Below are 14,712 nucleotides of genomic sequence, written 5' to 3'. Positions count from 1 at the left end.
GGAGAAACTATGTCAATCGAATCGAGCTTGTCCCTCTTTGCCATGGTGGCGATCGCCGTCCCCATGCTGGGCTCCCTGCTCATCGTCATGCTGCCGCGTCCCTACGCTAAATGGATCTGCGCCTTTGTCGGCGGCATCGCCACGGTCGCTTCCGTTGGCTTGGCCGCGACGTTTGCCGGAAACGGCATGAACGCGGTCGATGTAACCTGGGCGAGTATGGGCCAGACCTTGGTCATGGGCTTCATATTCGACCGGATGAGCACGCTGCTCGCACCCGCGTTCGTCGCTATCGGCCTGCTCGTCGTCATCTATTCGTTCCCGTACATGAGCGATAAGAATAAGGAGCATCCCGACGCGCCCCGTCGTCGCTTCTACGTGTACTTCTCCACGTTCATCGGCGCCATGGCCGGTCTCGCCTACAGCTCCACCATCGTCGGCCAGCTCGTTTTCTTCGAGATCACCGGTGTGTGCTCCTGGGGCCTCATCAGCTACTACATGACGCCCACGGCCAAGAAGGCCGGTATGAAGGCGCTCATCATCACCCATATCGGCGCTCTGGGACTCTACATCGGCGCGGCCTTCCTGTTCGCCGGAACCGGCACGTTCGCGCTGAGCGCGATCTCCCAGCTCGATTCCGGTATGAAGACCGTCGTGCTGCTGCTCATCCTGTTCGCTGCTTGGGCCAAGTCCGCCCAGTTCCCGCTCTACATGTGGCTGCCCTCCGCAATGGAGGCCCCCACGCCCGTTTCCGCCTACCTTCATGGCGCGTCCATGGTTAAGGTCGGCGTGTGCGTGTTCGCCCGCGCTCTTGCGAGCGCCGGCGATATCCCCGAGATCGTCGGTTGGGTCGCCATCATCGACGCCGTCGTGACCATGCTCTTCGGCTTCCTCATGTACCTGCCCCAGAAGGATATGAAGCGCCTGCTCGCCTTCTCGACGATCGCGCAGCTCGCCTACGTGTTCTTTGGCCTGGGCCTCTCCGTGTTCGGAAGCCAGATGGCGTTTAACGGCGCCGTCGAGCACATCTTCAACCACGCGTTCACCAAGACCCTGTTCTTCCTCATCGCTGGCTCTCTCAGCTTCACGCTGGGAACCCGTATGCTGCCCAAGATCCAGGGCCTCATGAAGAAGTACCCGGTCACGGGCGTGGGCTTTGCGGTCGCCGCGACCGCTATCGCCGGCGTGCCCCCCATGAGCACGTTCTTTTCCAAGTTCCAGATCATTTCCGGTGGCTTCGCGGTTGGTGCTACCAACACGGTCATCTTTGTCCTCGTGTGCGTCATGGTCGTCGAGACCGTCGCCACCTTCGCATGGTTCCTGCGTTGGATGGGTAAGGTCCTGCCCGGTGAGCCGAGCGAGACCGTGGCCGCCGGCCAGCCCCTTCCGCGCGCCATGGCGTTCGTGTTCGTCGTCCTCATGATCATGGTCGTCGTCGCCGGTCCTCTGTCCTCTAGTTGGATGGGTTAGGAGGTAGGACATGGGTTATTCGTTAGTCAATATCCTGGGCGGTCTTCTGATCGTGACCTCCACCATGGTGGTCGTCTCGAAGACCATCCCGTCCGCCATCAAGTGGTACGCGATCCAGTCGGTTGTCCTGGTGGGCGTGCTGCTCACCCTGGGCCTCACCACCGGTGCCACCGAGCTTCTCATGTGGGCCGCGTCGGCCTTCGTCACCAAGGTGATCCTCGTTCCGTTCATTCTCAACCGTGCCTACAAGAAGATGGGTTCGCCTGCCGATAGCACGCTGACCTCCTCCATCAAGCCGGCCTGGACTATCATCCTCACCGGTCTGGAGGTGGCCGTCTGCTTCGCGGTGGTCACGCGCCTGAGCCTGCCCACCGCCGAGGTGGCCACTCCGGCCCTCGCCATCAGCTTCGCGCACTTCTTCGTCGGCCTCACGTGCATCATCTCCCAGCGCAACATCCTCAAGCAGATCTTCGGGTACTGCCTTATGGAGAACGGTAGCCACGTGACGCTCGCTCTGCTCGCGCCCACGGCCCCCGAGATCATCGAGATCGGCATCGCCACCGACGCCATCTTCGCCGTCATCATCATGTCCGCCGTCGTCGTGAGGATTTGGAACGACACCAAGTCGCTCGACTCCCACGACCTGACCGAATTGAAGGGGTAGGCCATGGATGTTTCAATGCTGACGGTCGCCCTGCTCGCTTGTCCTCTCGTGTTCTCCCTGATTATGGCTGCGCTCCCCAAGACGACGTCCTACAACGTCTTCGCGGGGCTCAACACCATCTCCGTCGCGGCGACCCTTGTCCTTTCGGTCGTCACCGCGGGAACCATGCTCTCGAGCGGGCAGAATATCGACGCTTTGGGCCTGTGGCTCCATCTCGATTCGCTCTCGTCGATCTTCGTCCTTCTGGTAGGCATCATCGGGTTCATCACCGGCGTGTACTCCATCTCCTATATCAAGATCGATATCGAGGAGAAGACCATGCCGGCCGAACGCACCAAGCAGTACTACGCGCTGTTCAGCCTGTTCGTCTTCACGATGCTGCTCGTCTGCCTGTCCAACAACATCATCCTCACCTGGGCGGCGGTCGAGGCCACTACGCTGTCGACCGTGTTCCTCGTGGGCATCTACAAGAACAAGCAGGCGCTCGAGGCGTCTTGGAAGTACGCGATGGTCTGCACCGCCGGTGTGGCCTTCGGCCTGTTCGGCACGCTGCTCATCTACGCGAACGCCGCCGATATCATGCCCAACGCGCATGAGGCCGCCTTCCTCACCTCCATCATGCCCTACGCCGACCAGTTCGACCCGATGCTCGTGCGCCTCGCGTTCGCGTTCATCGTCATCGGCTTCGGCACCAAGGCGGGCCTGTTCCCCATGCACACCTGGCTGCCCGACGCGCACTCCCAGGCTCCGAGCCCGGTCTCCGCGCTGCTCTCGGGCGTGCTGCTCAAGTGCGCCATGCTGGTGATCATCCGCTTCTACTCCCTGTCCATCATCACGGTGGGCGACACCTATCCGCGAACGCTCCTGCTCATCCTGGGCACGCTGTCCATCCTGGTGGCTGCCCTGTGCATCTTCAAGCAGGACGATATCAAGCGCCGCTTCGCGTACTCCTCCGTCGACAACGTCGGCGTGGTCGCGCTGTGCCTGGGTATCGGTGGCCCGCTCGGTATCGCCGCCTGCCTGCTGCACTGCATCTTCCACGGCTTCACGAAGGCGCTCGCCTTCTGCATGGCCGGTAACATCCAGCACATCTACCACACCCGCGACCTGAACAAGATCAAGGGCGTCGTCGAGATCGCTCCCGTCACGGCAGCGCTCACCATCATCGCCCTGCTCGCGCTCGCCGCCTTCCCGCCGTTCGCCCTGTTCATCTCCGAGTTCCTCACCTTCGTGGCCGGCGTTCAGTCCGGTCCCATCTGGGTGGTCGTGCTCGTGGCCATCGGCCTCACCGGCGTGTACTTCGCCCTTACCGGCATCGCGCTCAAGTCCATCTTCGGCAAGGCGCCCGAGGGCATGAAGCGCCACGAGGTGCCCGCCCTCATGATCATCCCCGAGATCGCCCTCGCGATCGTGGTCATGTGGTTCGGTATCGCCACCCCGGTCGCCATCACGAGCGGCGTCGAGGATGCAACGTCCGTCGTTTTGAACCAGAGCGTCGAAGAGCTCCACGAGGCCCCTCTCTACCGCATGGTGTTCAGTTCCCAGACCAAGACAAGTGAGGTGAATTAGCACCATGGCAGAACCTGAAAAGAAGGACTACGCTCGTCGCTGCGAAAGCCACGTCGAGGCCCTGCGTGCTGCAGTGCCGGGCGCTATCGAGAAGGTCGAATGGCAGTGCGAGGACCAGCTGACGATCACCGTCAAGCTGGACCGTCTGCCCGAGGCCGTCCACTACCTGTATTACGAGCGCTACGGCTGGATTCCTGTGATTGTCGGCAACGACGAGCGCAGCCTGTGCGGCCGTTACGCCGTGTACTACGTCATCTCCATGGAGGGGGAGGACCCCGGCTGGGTTACCGTGCGTGCCGAGGTCGACCCCGCCAAGATGACGTTCCCGTCCGTGACGCCGTTCGTCCCCGCCTGCGTGTGGGGCGAGCGCGAGCTGCGCGATATGTTTGGCCTGATTCCCGAGGGTCTGCCCGACCGCCGTCGCCTGGTGCTTCCCGACGATTGGCCCAGCGGGCTGTACCCGTTGCGCAAGGATTCGATGGATTACCGTTTCCGCCCCGCCCCCGCGAGCGACATGGAAAACTACGAATTCCTGGCCGACACCAAGGGCAAGGAGACCACACTCGTCCCCATGGGACCGCTGCACATCACCTCCGACGAGCCCGGCCACTTCCGCCTGTTCGTGGAGGGCGAGACGATCGTCGATGCCGACTACCGCCTGTTCTACGTGCATCGCGGTATGGAGAAGGTCGCCGAGACGCGCCTGAACTATGATGCCGTGACGTTCCTTGCCGACCGTATCTGCGGTATCTGCGGCTGCGCCCACTCGGTGGCCTACGCCGAGGCTGTCGAGCGCGCCCAGGGCATTCACGTCCCGCCGCGCGCGCAGTACATCCGCGCCATCATGCTCGAGGTCGAGCGCCTGCACTCGCACCTGCTCAACATTGGCCTCGCATCGCACTACACCGGCTTCGATTCCGGCTTCCAGCAGTTCTTCCGCGTTCGCGAGAAGTCCATGGACCTGGCCGAGAAACTCTCCGGCCACCGCAAGACCTACGGCCTCAATGTGATCGGTGGCGTGCGTCGCGACATTTTGGCCGAGCAGAAACTCTCCACGCTCACGACCATCCACCAGCTGCGCTCCGAGGTCCAGGAGCTCGTCGACGTTTTGCTCTCCACGCCCAACTTTATTGAGCGCACGAGCGGCATCGGCATCTTGGACCGCAAGATCGCACGCGACTTCTCGCCGGTCGGCCCGCTCATGCGTGGCTCGGGCTATGCCCGCGACGTGCGCTTTGACCATCCCTTCGACGGCTACGCCGATCCGGACGTCCAAAAGATGCACGCCGCCACGGCCGACACCTGCGATGCCTTCGGCCGTACCGCCGTTCGCATCCAGGAGGTCTACGATTCGATCGACATGATCGAGACCATGCTCGAGAACTGCCCGTCGGGACCCATCCTCACCACGGATTGGGAGTACACCCCGCACAAGTACGCCATCGGCGCCACCGAGGCGCCGCGCGGCGAGGACGTGCACTGGGCTATGCTCGGCAATAACCAGAAGTGCTATCGCTGGCGCGCCAAGGCCGCCACGTACAGCAACTGGCCGGTCCTGCGCTACATGTTCCGCGGCAACACCGTGGGCGATGCGGCGCTGATCGTCGGCTCGCTCGACCCGTGCTACTCCTGCACCGACCGCGTGACGGTGACTGATGTCGCCGCCAAGCGCGACCACGTGCTCGACAAGGAACAGTTCGAGAACGTCTGGCGCGACAAGTCGCCGCTTGCGGGCGAGGGCACCATGGCCGCTCCGCTCGATGAGGAGGCGCTCTAATATGCTGAAGCTTTGGAAGGTTAACGCCAAGGCCGGCGACGCGACGGTCAAGTACCCGTTTGCGCCGTTTCCCACCAACAAGGACATGCGCGGCAAGCCCGAGCACAACGCCGAGCTCTGCATCGCCTGCGGTGCCTGCGGCGTGGCGTGCCCGGCCGATGCCATTCGCATGGACACCGACCTTGCCTCCGATACCATCACCTGGTCGATCGACTACGGTCGCTGCATCTTCTGCGGCCGTTGTGAGGAAGCCTGTCCCATGGAGGCCATCAAGCTCACCGAAGAGTTTGAGCTGGCCGTTATGAGCAAGGACGACCTCACCAGCAAGAGCGTCTATACGCTCGAGCACTGCTCGCGTTGCGGCAAGCCGTTCGCCCCGCACAAGGAGATCGACTACGCCAAGCGCCTGCTGCAAAAGGCCGGCGGCATGGAGGCCATCCAGGCCGCCCGTACCGTCGGTATGTGCCAGGAGTGCAAGCGTGAGCTCGACGCCCTGCGCGCCGCTTCGGCCGTAAAGACCGGCAACGCGCACGGCATGGCTGCCAACGAGACGCTTGCGTCCGGTGAGCCCCAGGGCCCCGGCATGGAGTATCTGGGCGGCCACGGCGTGAACCCGGAGTATATCGACCGCGAGCTCAACCCCGATGCGCCCGAGATTCCCGCCGGTCCTGCGCCGGTCGAGGGCATCATCATGGATTTTGATACGAAGGAGGAGTAACCATGGCCGAACCCACGCTTTTGCCCGAGCGGCTTCAGTACCGCCCGACCAAGATCGAGCTCGATGAGAGCATCGAGAAGGCCAAGGCGACCCTTCTTAAGAAGATCAAGCGCTCGGTGTACGTCTACCGTGTTGACTGCGGCGGCTGCAACGGCTGCGAGATCGAGATCTTCGGTTCCATCACGCCCGTCTTCGACGTTGAGCGCTTTGGCATCAAGGTCGTGCCCTCGCCCCGTCACGCCGATGTGCTGCTGTACACCGGCGCCGTGACGCGTGCCATGCGCATGCCGGCGCTGCGCGCCTTTGAGGCCGCACCCGATCCCAAGATCGTGGTGTCCTATGGCGCGTGCGGCTGCACCGGCGGCATCTTCTACGACAACTACTGCGTCTGGGGCGGCACGGACAAGATTCTGCCGGTCGATGTCTACATCCCCGGCTGCCCGCCCAGCCCCGCGCAGACCATCTACGGCTTTGCCATGGCGCTCGGTCTGCTGGACCAAAAGCTCCATGCCGAAACCACGGTGGAGGCCGCCGGCGAGCAGGCCGATATCCTGCACCCCGGCGTGCCGTACAAGCTGCGTGTTGCCATTGAGCGCGAGGCTCGCGCCATGAGCGGCTACCGTTACGGCCGCGACCTGGCCAACGAGTTTATGGACACGCTCGAGGGCGCACCCAAGGGCGATATCCGCGGTGCCATGGCGCTGCTTATCGACAAGCAGGACGATCCTCGCCGCGTCGAGGTGTACTCGGCGCTGCAGGATCTGGTGCTGGCCGGAGGTCGCTAGATGGAACTCACGGACCGCTCTGGTTACTTTGCGGGCCCCGGCATGCTCGGCGGCTCCTTTGGCGATGCCTCGCGCGCAAGCGACGAGGCCGCCGAGGGCGTCGCCGACCCCTGCCTGGGCCATGCGCCCGATCAGGTGGTCTTTTACGAGCTCACGCGTAAGTTTGTGGAGACCGAGGAAGACGTTCCCCAGGAGGCCTGCGACGTGCTGTACTACACGCTCGCCGTGGGCCACCACACCGGCGTGCTCGACTGCTTTGAGCCGCGCCTGTCGGTGCCGGTGGATGTGTTCTATTCGCTCGTCGACGCGTTGCCGGAGGGGGAGGCCAAAATAAAGTTCGAGGCCATCCGCTCCTTTGGCGAGTGCCAGCTCGACAAGGCGTCGGTGCCGTCGCTGCTCGAGGCCTGCGATGCGCTGCTCGACGAGCGCGGTTTTCGCGGGTCGGCCAAGGCCGGCATCTCGGTGTTCGATGACGACTTTGGCATTCATGCCCAGCAGGTCGCGTTCTTAATGAAGTTCCGCGATCTGGTTGAGCGCGTGCGCGATGTATCGGGCGTGTATCTGACGGGAAGGTTGCAGTAATGGGTCGCGTTGTGGATGGACGTGTGAACGGTGCCCCGTTTGCGGGCATTGTGCTCACGGCGGGAAGCGTACTGCGCGCCGACGATGCCGCCGGCCCTGTGCTCTCCAAAAAGATGGAAGACGCACCCATTGCCGGTTGGTACACCATCGACGGAGGTCAAACGCCCGAGGACGACATCATCGAGGTCAAGCGCGAGCGTCCGCCTCGCCTGGTCTTGGTCGATGCCGCCGACATGGCGCTGCCCGTCGGGTCCATCCGTTTGCTCGACAAGCGCGATGTGGCCCGCAAGTCGATGTTCACCACGCATTCGCTTCCTTTGTCGATTCTGATCGAGGAAATCGAGCAATCGTGTGATGATATCGTCTTCGTTGGGATTCAGCCGGGCGACACGGAGTTCTACAACCCCATGTCCCCGGAAGTCTTTGACGCCGTCGACGCCGTGTACGACGCCGTGGCCGCCAACGACTTTTCCCACTTTGTCCGCTTGGGGCAAGAGCAATAGGAGCGCTTGTCCCTGCTGATTAGGAAAGAAGTGATTGACATGGCAGATTCCAAGGTGGAGTACCCTGCTCCCGATTGCCTGGCGCCCGCTGCGATCGAGGCCAAGACCGAGGCCGCCGGCGTGACCAAGGCCAACCTGCCGGTCGCAAAGGCCTTTCTGTTGGCAATGTTCGCCGGTGCGTTTATTGCCTTCGGCGGCCTGTTCTTTACCGTGTTCTTGAGCGATAGCACGTTGGGCTGGGGCGCCCAGCGCGTCGTGGGCGGCCTGTGCTTTTGCCTGGGCCTGGTGCTGGTGCTGGTGTGTGGCGCCGAGCTGTTCACCGGTAATTCGCTTATGGTTTGCGCGCTCAAGAGCAAAAAGATCACCCTGGCTCAGATGCTCAAGGCATGGATCGTCGTGTGGCTTGGTAACTTTGTCGGTGCCCTGTTCATCGTCTTTTTGGTGTACATGGCCGGCATCTATAAGCTCAACGGCGAGGCGGTCGCCAATTCCATGGTGAGTGTCGCCGCCGGCAAGGTGACGATCGACTGGGTGACGATCTTCTTCCGCGGCATCCTGTGCAACATCTTTGTGTGTTTGGCCGTGTGGATCGGTACCGCCGGCAAGACCGTGGTCGATAAGGTCGTGGGCATTCTGCTGCCCATCGCCGCCTTTGTGGCCTGCGGTTTTGAGCACTGCGTTGCTAACATGTACTTTTTGCCCATGGGTGCCGTGATGCACGCGTGCGGCTATGGCGCCGACATCGCCGGCGCCGATGCGCTCAACGTCGCGGGCATTGCGTTTAACCTGTCCGCCGCCACGCTGGGCAACATCGTGGGCGGCGCGGTTCTGGTCGCGCTCGGCTACTGGTTTATCTACGCCAAGAAGTCCGAGGCGTAAGGTACCGTCTGTTTGACGTTGGGCCTCCCGCGGGGCGTTGCCGTGCGGGAGGCTTTTTGGGTCTGGGGCCCGTTGCCGGGCTTTTGGCCTGTTGTGTTTAGCTGATGAAAGGGGTAATCGAGATGACATCTGCTGTGAAACGTGACGGTCGCGCCGTGGTGACCACATGCGGGGGATGCTATGCCGATTGCGCCTTTGCGGCGCGCGTTGAGGACGGTCGCGTGGTGGCCGAGCTGCCGGTGCCGGGGCATCCGTGCGCGACGCGTGCCCTGTGCGCCCGCGGGCGGCATCGCCTGTCTATGCCGTTTGACGAGCGTGACAGGATTTTGCACCCCATGCGCCGCCGCCGGGATGGCTCGGGGTTTGATGCGATTTCGTGGGACGAGGCGTTTGCCCAGATTGCTGCGCGCCTTGGGGGAATTGTTGACGGGCACGGTTCGCGCGCGCTGGGCATGACGCTCGGCGTGCCCTCATTCGACCGCTACTGGGCCTATCGCTTTATGCATGCGCTGGGCTCACCCAACGTATACGGTGCCGACGGTGCCTGCGAGGTAAGCCGACTTACCGGTTGGGAGCACAGCCTGGGCTATAGTCCCGCCTCCGACCTGGCACATACCGATTGCATCATGTACCTGGGGCGTTCCATCGTCGATTCGTCGACGATGGGGGCCGTTGATGCACTCAACGATGCCCGTCGCCGTGGGGCGAGAATTATCGTGGTCGACCCCCGGCGCAGCGGCTCGGCTGCGCTTGCCGACCGCTGGCTGCGCGTACGCCCGGGCTGTGATCTGGCCTTGCTGCTGGGCATTGCGCATGTGCTCATTGCCGAGGACTTGTACGACCACGAGTTTGTTGCCCGCTATACCACGGGCTTTGACGAGCTGGCGCAGGCGGCCCGTGCTTGGACGCCTGAGTGGGCCGAGTCGATGTGCGACGTGCCGGCCGCAGAGATTGTCGCTACGGCGCGCGATATGGCTGCCGCCGCGCCCGCCGCCGTGGTGGATGCCGGCTTTCATGGCGGCATCGGCATCGCGTATGCCAACAGTACCCAGACGGCGCGAGCTATCTGTATGGTCGATGTGCTGCTGGACTGTATTGGACATGCGGGCGGTGCGCTCAACCCGCCGACGCCGCTTGCCTTGGGCGATTTGGACCCTACGCGTTTCGCGACGCCGTCGATGCCACGTGAGCCCAAGTTGGGGTCCGAGCGCTATCCACTGGTCGATCCGGTGCGCGGCCTGTGCACGACCATCGGTCAGTCGATTCTTGCCGGCGATTTGCGCGGGCTCATCGTCTATGCCAGTAACCCCGGTGCGGGCTATGGCAATGCGCAGGCTTGGTTGAGTATTTTGCAGCAGCTCGACTTGCTCGTGACGATTGATATTCGCTGGTCCGAGACGGCGCGTGCTTCCGACTTCGTACTGCCCGATGTTACATATCTGGAGACCGACCGCGGCGTGGGAACGGTGACGGGCGTTAATGACGCGCGCCTGTTCTACCGCAATGCCGTGCTGCCCGTGCTGCATGACGACACGCGTCCCGGTCGGGAGATTTTTGCCGGGTTGGCGCAGGCGTGTGGCGCGGGCGAGTACTTTCGGTTTACGTCCGACGACCTGGCGGCTGCCCAGGTGGCGCCGTTTGGAATTGACCTCGCTGCGCTCAAGGAGCGCGGCTGGGCCGACACGGGTGTTGCGCTGCCGTCGCGTACGGGCGAGCCGGTGATCCCCTTGAACGGCGGCAGGATCGCGCTGGCAAGCGACGTATGGGAGCGCGCCGGTCTGGGTCGCGTGCCCAACTGGATCGCGCCCATGGTGGAGCCTGGCCCGGGGATGTTTCGCCTCATTAGCGGCAACCGTCCCTTTGAGTCGCACACCTCGCGAAGGCTTGCAGCCCAAGGTGCCGCCGAGGCTGGGTCGGACCTGGATGCCGTGCAGATGAATGCCGATGCTGCTGCGCACATGGGCATCGCCGACGGCGAGGTCGTCGAGCTTGTGAGCGATATGGGCCGCGACCGCGTGCGCGTGGAGACGACGCCCTATCTGCATCCGGCGTGCATCTTTACGTCGGCTGCTCCCGGTGGGCGTTCGTTTGGCACCGGCGCGGATGGCGCCCAAGCGCTCGGCGTTGGCCCGCTCGACCATACGCCGTTACGTTGGGACCCGTTGACGGGCGCCGCGCTCACCCAGGAAAACGCCGTTCGCGTGGAAAAGATCGCGGCGCGCGAGGATAATAGCGGATGATTGACTCAGCCGATCGAATTGGCTGATAGTTTGACGTTCGAACGATTGATTCACCTTTGGTTTTGAAAGGCCGCACATGAGCGATAGCCAGAACATGTCCGATGAGGTACGCGCCCGCCTGCGCGCCATTCCTTCCGTCAACGAGCTGCTCGCCGAGTGGCCGGTGGTGAAGGCGGTGGGGGAGACCTGCGACGCGGTGGTCCATGCTGCCGTGACGGCCGAGCTCGACGAGGAGCGCGCCGCCATTCGCGCCGGTGCTGCCCCACGCTCTAAGCGCGAACTGGCATCGGCCATTGAATTTCGCGCGCATCGTTCTGCGCTGCCGAGCCTGCGCCCCGCCGTCAACGCCACGGGTGTGGTCATCCATACCAACCTGGGTCGAGCCCCGCTCGCGGAGTCGGCGGCAAAGGCCGTGGCCGAGGTTGCGCGCGGGTACAGTACGCTCGAGTACAGTGTGGACACCTGTTCGCGCGGGTCGCGCAAGGAGCACGCCGCGCAGCTGATTCGCTCGCTCACCGGTGCCGAGGACGCGCTCGTGGTCAACAACAATGCCGCCGCGGTGCTGCTGGTGCTGGCGACCCATGCCGCAGACAAGGAGGTCATCGTCAGCCGCGGCGAGCTTGTCGAGATCGGCGGCAGCTTTCGCATCCCCGATGTCATGGCGGCTTCGGGCGCCAAACTCGTCGAGGTCGGCGCCACCAACCGCACGCACCTGGCTGATTATGAGCAAGCCATCACGCCCGATACGGCGATGATCCTGAAGGTCCATCCTTCCAACTATCGCATCGAGGGTTTTCACGAGGAGGTGGGCTCTCGGGAGCTTGCCGCCCTGGCCCACAAGCATGGCCTGCTGTTCTACGAGGACCAGGGCTCGGGCGCGCTGTTGCCCGACGACATCTTGGTGCGCGGCGGCGAAGAAACCACGCCGGCTTCGGTTTCGGCGGGGCTCGATATCGTGTCGTGCTCGGGTGATAAGCTGCTGGGTGCCGCGCAGGCGGGCATTATCATGGGTCGTCGCGATCTGGTCCAGGCCTGCGGGTCGCATCCGCTTATGCGTGCCCTGCGCCCGGGCAAGCTCGCACTGGCGGCGCTCGAGGCTACGCTGCGCATTTACATGGATGGGGCGGATGTGGCACATCGCGAGGTGCCGGTGCTCAACATGCTCACGCTTCCACAGGCTCATCTGGAGCGTCGTGCACGCAAGCTGCGCGAGCTGATGACGGCAGGCCTCGATAGGGCGGGTTGCCCGTGCGCCGTGCAGGTGGAGATTGCCGAGGAATCGTCGACCCCCGGTGGCGGCTCGCTGCCTACCGTCGAGCTGCCCACGATGTGCGTGGCCGTCTGCCCGGTCGACGGGCGCCTGTCCGTCGACGCGCTCAAGCGCTCGCTCGTCCAAGACTTCGATACGCCGGTCGTCACGCGCGCCTCGCACGATCGCATTTTGTTTGACGTCCGTACGCTTGTGGGCGACCGCGATATCGAGACGGCGGCATCGACGCTCGTCGCGTGCGTTGAGAAGGCGATTGCTCGATGAGTGAGGTTCAAGCGCTGGTGGAGTGTCCCGTTATTGTTGGCACGGCGGGCCACGTCGATCACGGTAAGTCGGCACTGATCGAGGCGCTGACCGGCAAGAATCCCGATCGTCTGGAGGTTGAGCGCCGTCGCGGTATGACCGTAGAGCTGGGCTTTGGCGAGCTGGCGCTGCCGAGTGGCAAGATCGTCGGCCTGGTCGACGTGCCGGGCCATGCGCATTACTTGCGCGCCATGGTGCAGGGCGCCACGGGTATCGACGTGGCCGTGCTGGTGGTTTCGGCCGTCGAGGGCGTGATGCCGCAGACCCGCGAGCACGTGCATGTGCTGGAGCTGCTGGGCGTCACACACATGGTGGTCGCGCTGACGATGTGCGACCTGGCCGACGCCGAGATGACCGAGCTTGCCGAGCTCGATGTCGATGACTTTTTGTCGGGTACCGTGTTTGCGGAAGCGCCGATCGTGCCTGTGTCGTCCAAGACCGGTGCGGGAATCGATGACCTGCTGGCTGCGCTCGACGAGCAGGTTGCCGCTTGCTGGGGTGCCTGCCGTGCCCGTGCCGAGCTCACCGATGCCGCACCGCGTCTGCCCATCGATCGCTGCTTTACGATCAAGGGCGCCGGTACCGTGGTGACGGGAACGTTGCACGATGCGCCCGTCGCGGTGGGGGATGAGCTCGTCGCGCTGCCGTCGCGTACGGTCTGTCGCGTGCGCGGGATTCAGGTGCATGGCGATACGCCGCGAGCACTGCCCGGACAGCGTGTGGCGCTCAACCTGGTGGGCGATGGCGTCGCCGCGCTCGATCGCGGTGAGATGCTCGGCGTGGCGGGCCGCTTTGGCCAGACGATGCGCTTTATGATGACGTTTACGTATTTGGGTCGCGAGGGAGCCAAGCCGCGCGTGCTCGAGTCGGGCGCGCGTGTGCACGTGATGGCGGGTACGGCCGAGGTAGTCGGTCGCATCATGTTCATGGAGGGTGAGGCCCCCATGGCGGTGGGCGAGACCCGCATCGTTCAGGTGCGCCTGGAAAACTCGCTGCCGCTACGTGCCGGGGACCATGCCGTGGTGCTGTCCTATTCGCCCGTGATGCTTGTTGGCGGCGGGCGCGTGCTGCTTTCACGCTGCCGTCGCTCGCGCGAGCTTGCCGAAGGGGAGCGTGCGCTGTATGCGGCGCTCGAGTCCGGCGATATCGCGGGCGGTGTGGGCGCTTGGCTGGCGCTGCAGACGCTGCCGGTTACGGCGGTTGATGTTGCCGAGGCTTTGGATCTTGGTGTCGGCGAGGCCGATGCCGCACTGCGCGGATTGGTGGCGCAGGGCTCCGTTCGCAAGCTTGCCGCGTGCGATGCGGGCCTCTTGGCGGACGCCGTGGTGCTCGACGCCGCGATGGATTCACTGGCGGCGACCCTGTCAGCCATGCACGCGGCGGCTCCCAAGGAGACGGGCTTTACGCCCGGCGCCGTTGCCCATGCTGCGTGGCCTGCCGCTGATGATGGCGTTGCCGCGGCTCTGATTGCCGAGGGCTGCTCGCGTGGCGTGTGTGCCGCCGAGGGTGCCGAGGTATTCGACCCGCACTCCGCTGCCGCCGCGGCGCGTGTGGTGCGCGAGGCCTGCGAACGTATCGTTGCCTTGCTGGACGAAGCCGGCCTCGATGCACCGACGTTGCCCGAAGTGGGCGAGCAGTTGCAGCTCGATCGCGACACCATGACGCGTGCCCTGCGCGAGCTTTCGCTCAATCGCTCGATCGTTAAGGTCGAGCGCGACGTTGCCCTGTCTGCCGCCGCCGAGGCCCATGCGCGTGAGCTCGTCGCCGCCGCCATTGAGGCAGCCGGCGGCGCAGCCACCGCGAGCGTGCTGCGTGAGGCTCTGGGCGTGTCGCGCAAACGTGCCATCAGCATCTTGGAGCACCTGGATGCCGTGCGCTTTACGGTGCTCGACAAGGAGGCCGGCGGCCTGAGGTCCCTGCGCTAGATCGGCTGCTCGGTTTGGTAAAATACCGCC

Annotated in this window: 12 protein-coding genes; all 12 read left to right on the top strand. The window is 64.1% G+C overall.

Annotated elements, in window-relative coordinates:
• Positions 1-9: 9 nt before the first annotated feature.
• The 12 genes from DW195_RS06185 (at position 10) to selB (ending at position 14,682) form a co-directional block, all read left to right on the top strand.
• Positions 10-1,467, top strand: a complete 1,458-nt coding sequence (locus DW195_RS06185) for a hydrogenase 4 subunit D (RefSeq protein ID WP_118206181.1) — start codon at positions 10-12, stop codon at positions 1,465-1,467.
• A gap of 10 nt (positions 1,468-1,477) precedes the next feature.
• Positions 1,478-2,131, top strand: coding sequence for a hydrogenase 4 membrane subunit (gene hyfE / locus DW195_RS06180; RefSeq protein ID WP_099431574.1), 654 nt, complete (start codon positions 1,478-1,480; stop codon positions 2,129-2,131).
• A 3-nt stretch (positions 2,132-2,134) separates the two neighbouring features.
• Positions 2,135-3,700 carry a hydrogenase 4 subunit F gene (locus DW195_RS06175; protein ID WP_118206180.1) on the top strand — a complete coding sequence of 522 codons (1,566 nt, stop codon included), beginning with the start codon at positions 2,135-2,137 and terminating at the stop codon, positions 3,698-3,700.
• 4 nt (positions 3,701-3,704) lie between these two features.
• Positions 3,705-5,477, top strand: a complete 1,773-nt coding sequence (locus DW195_RS06170; RefSeq protein ID WP_118206179.1) for an NADH-quinone oxidoreductase subunit C — start codon at positions 3,705-3,707, stop codon at positions 5,475-5,477.
• 1 nt (position 5,478) lies between these two features.
• Entirely contained in the window at positions 5,479-6,195 is a 717-nt protein-coding gene (locus tag DW195_RS06165) for a formate hydrogenlyase complex iron-sulfur subunit (protein ID WP_118206178.1), read from the top strand.
• 2 nt (positions 6,196-6,197) lie between these two features.
• Positions 6,198-6,980, top strand: a complete 783-nt coding sequence (locus tag DW195_RS06160; protein WP_022095195.1) for an NADH-quinone oxidoreductase subunit B family protein — start codon at positions 6,198-6,200, stop codon at positions 6,978-6,980.
• Positions 6,981-7,562 (top strand): formate hydrogenlyase maturation HycH family protein, encoded by a 582-nt coding sequence (locus tag DW195_RS06155; protein WP_118206177.1) that lies wholly within the window; start codon positions 6,981-6,983, stop codon positions 7,560-7,562.
• Positions 7,562-8,065, top strand: a complete 504-nt coding sequence (gene hycI, locus DW195_RS06150) for a hydrogenase maturation peptidase HycI (RefSeq protein WP_055286177.1) — start codon at positions 7,562-7,564, stop codon at positions 8,063-8,065. Before DW195_RS06155 ends, hycI begins: the two co-directional genes overlap by 1 nt.
• 39 nt (positions 8,066-8,104) lie before the next feature.
• Positions 8,105-8,944 carry a formate/nitrite transporter family protein gene (locus DW195_RS06145; RefSeq protein WP_118206176.1) on the top strand — a complete coding sequence of 280 codons (840 nt, stop codon included), beginning with the start codon at positions 8,105-8,107 and terminating at the stop codon, positions 8,942-8,944.
• Positions 8,945-9,066: 122 nt separating this feature from the next.
• Positions 9,067-11,184: a molybdopterin-dependent oxidoreductase gene (locus DW195_RS06140; RefSeq protein WP_158567910.1), complete on the top strand. Its 2,118-nt coding sequence runs from the start codon at positions 9,067-9,069 to the stop codon at positions 11,182-11,184.
• Positions 11,185-11,260: 76 nt separating this feature from the next.
• Positions 11,261-12,718, top strand: a complete 1,458-nt coding sequence (gene selA / locus DW195_RS06135) for an L-seryl-tRNA(Sec) selenium transferase (protein ID WP_199576323.1) — start codon at positions 11,261-11,263, stop codon at positions 12,716-12,718.
• A complete protein-coding gene (selB, locus tag DW195_RS06130; protein WP_118206174.1) occupies positions 12,715-14,682 on the top strand; it encodes a selenocysteine-specific translation elongation factor in 1,968 nt (655 codons plus the stop codon). Before selA ends, selB begins: the two co-directional genes overlap by 4 nt.
• Positions 14,683-14,712: the final 30 nt, after the last annotated feature.

Origin of the sequence: Collinsella sp. AM17-1, assembly GCF_003470665.1 — a bacterium.
Lineage (GTDB): Bacteria > Actinomycetota > Coriobacteriia > Coriobacteriales > Coriobacteriaceae > Collinsella.
The sequence above is the reverse complement of the archived record's forward strand: the minus strand, read 5'-3'. Positions and strand labels throughout refer to the sequence as shown.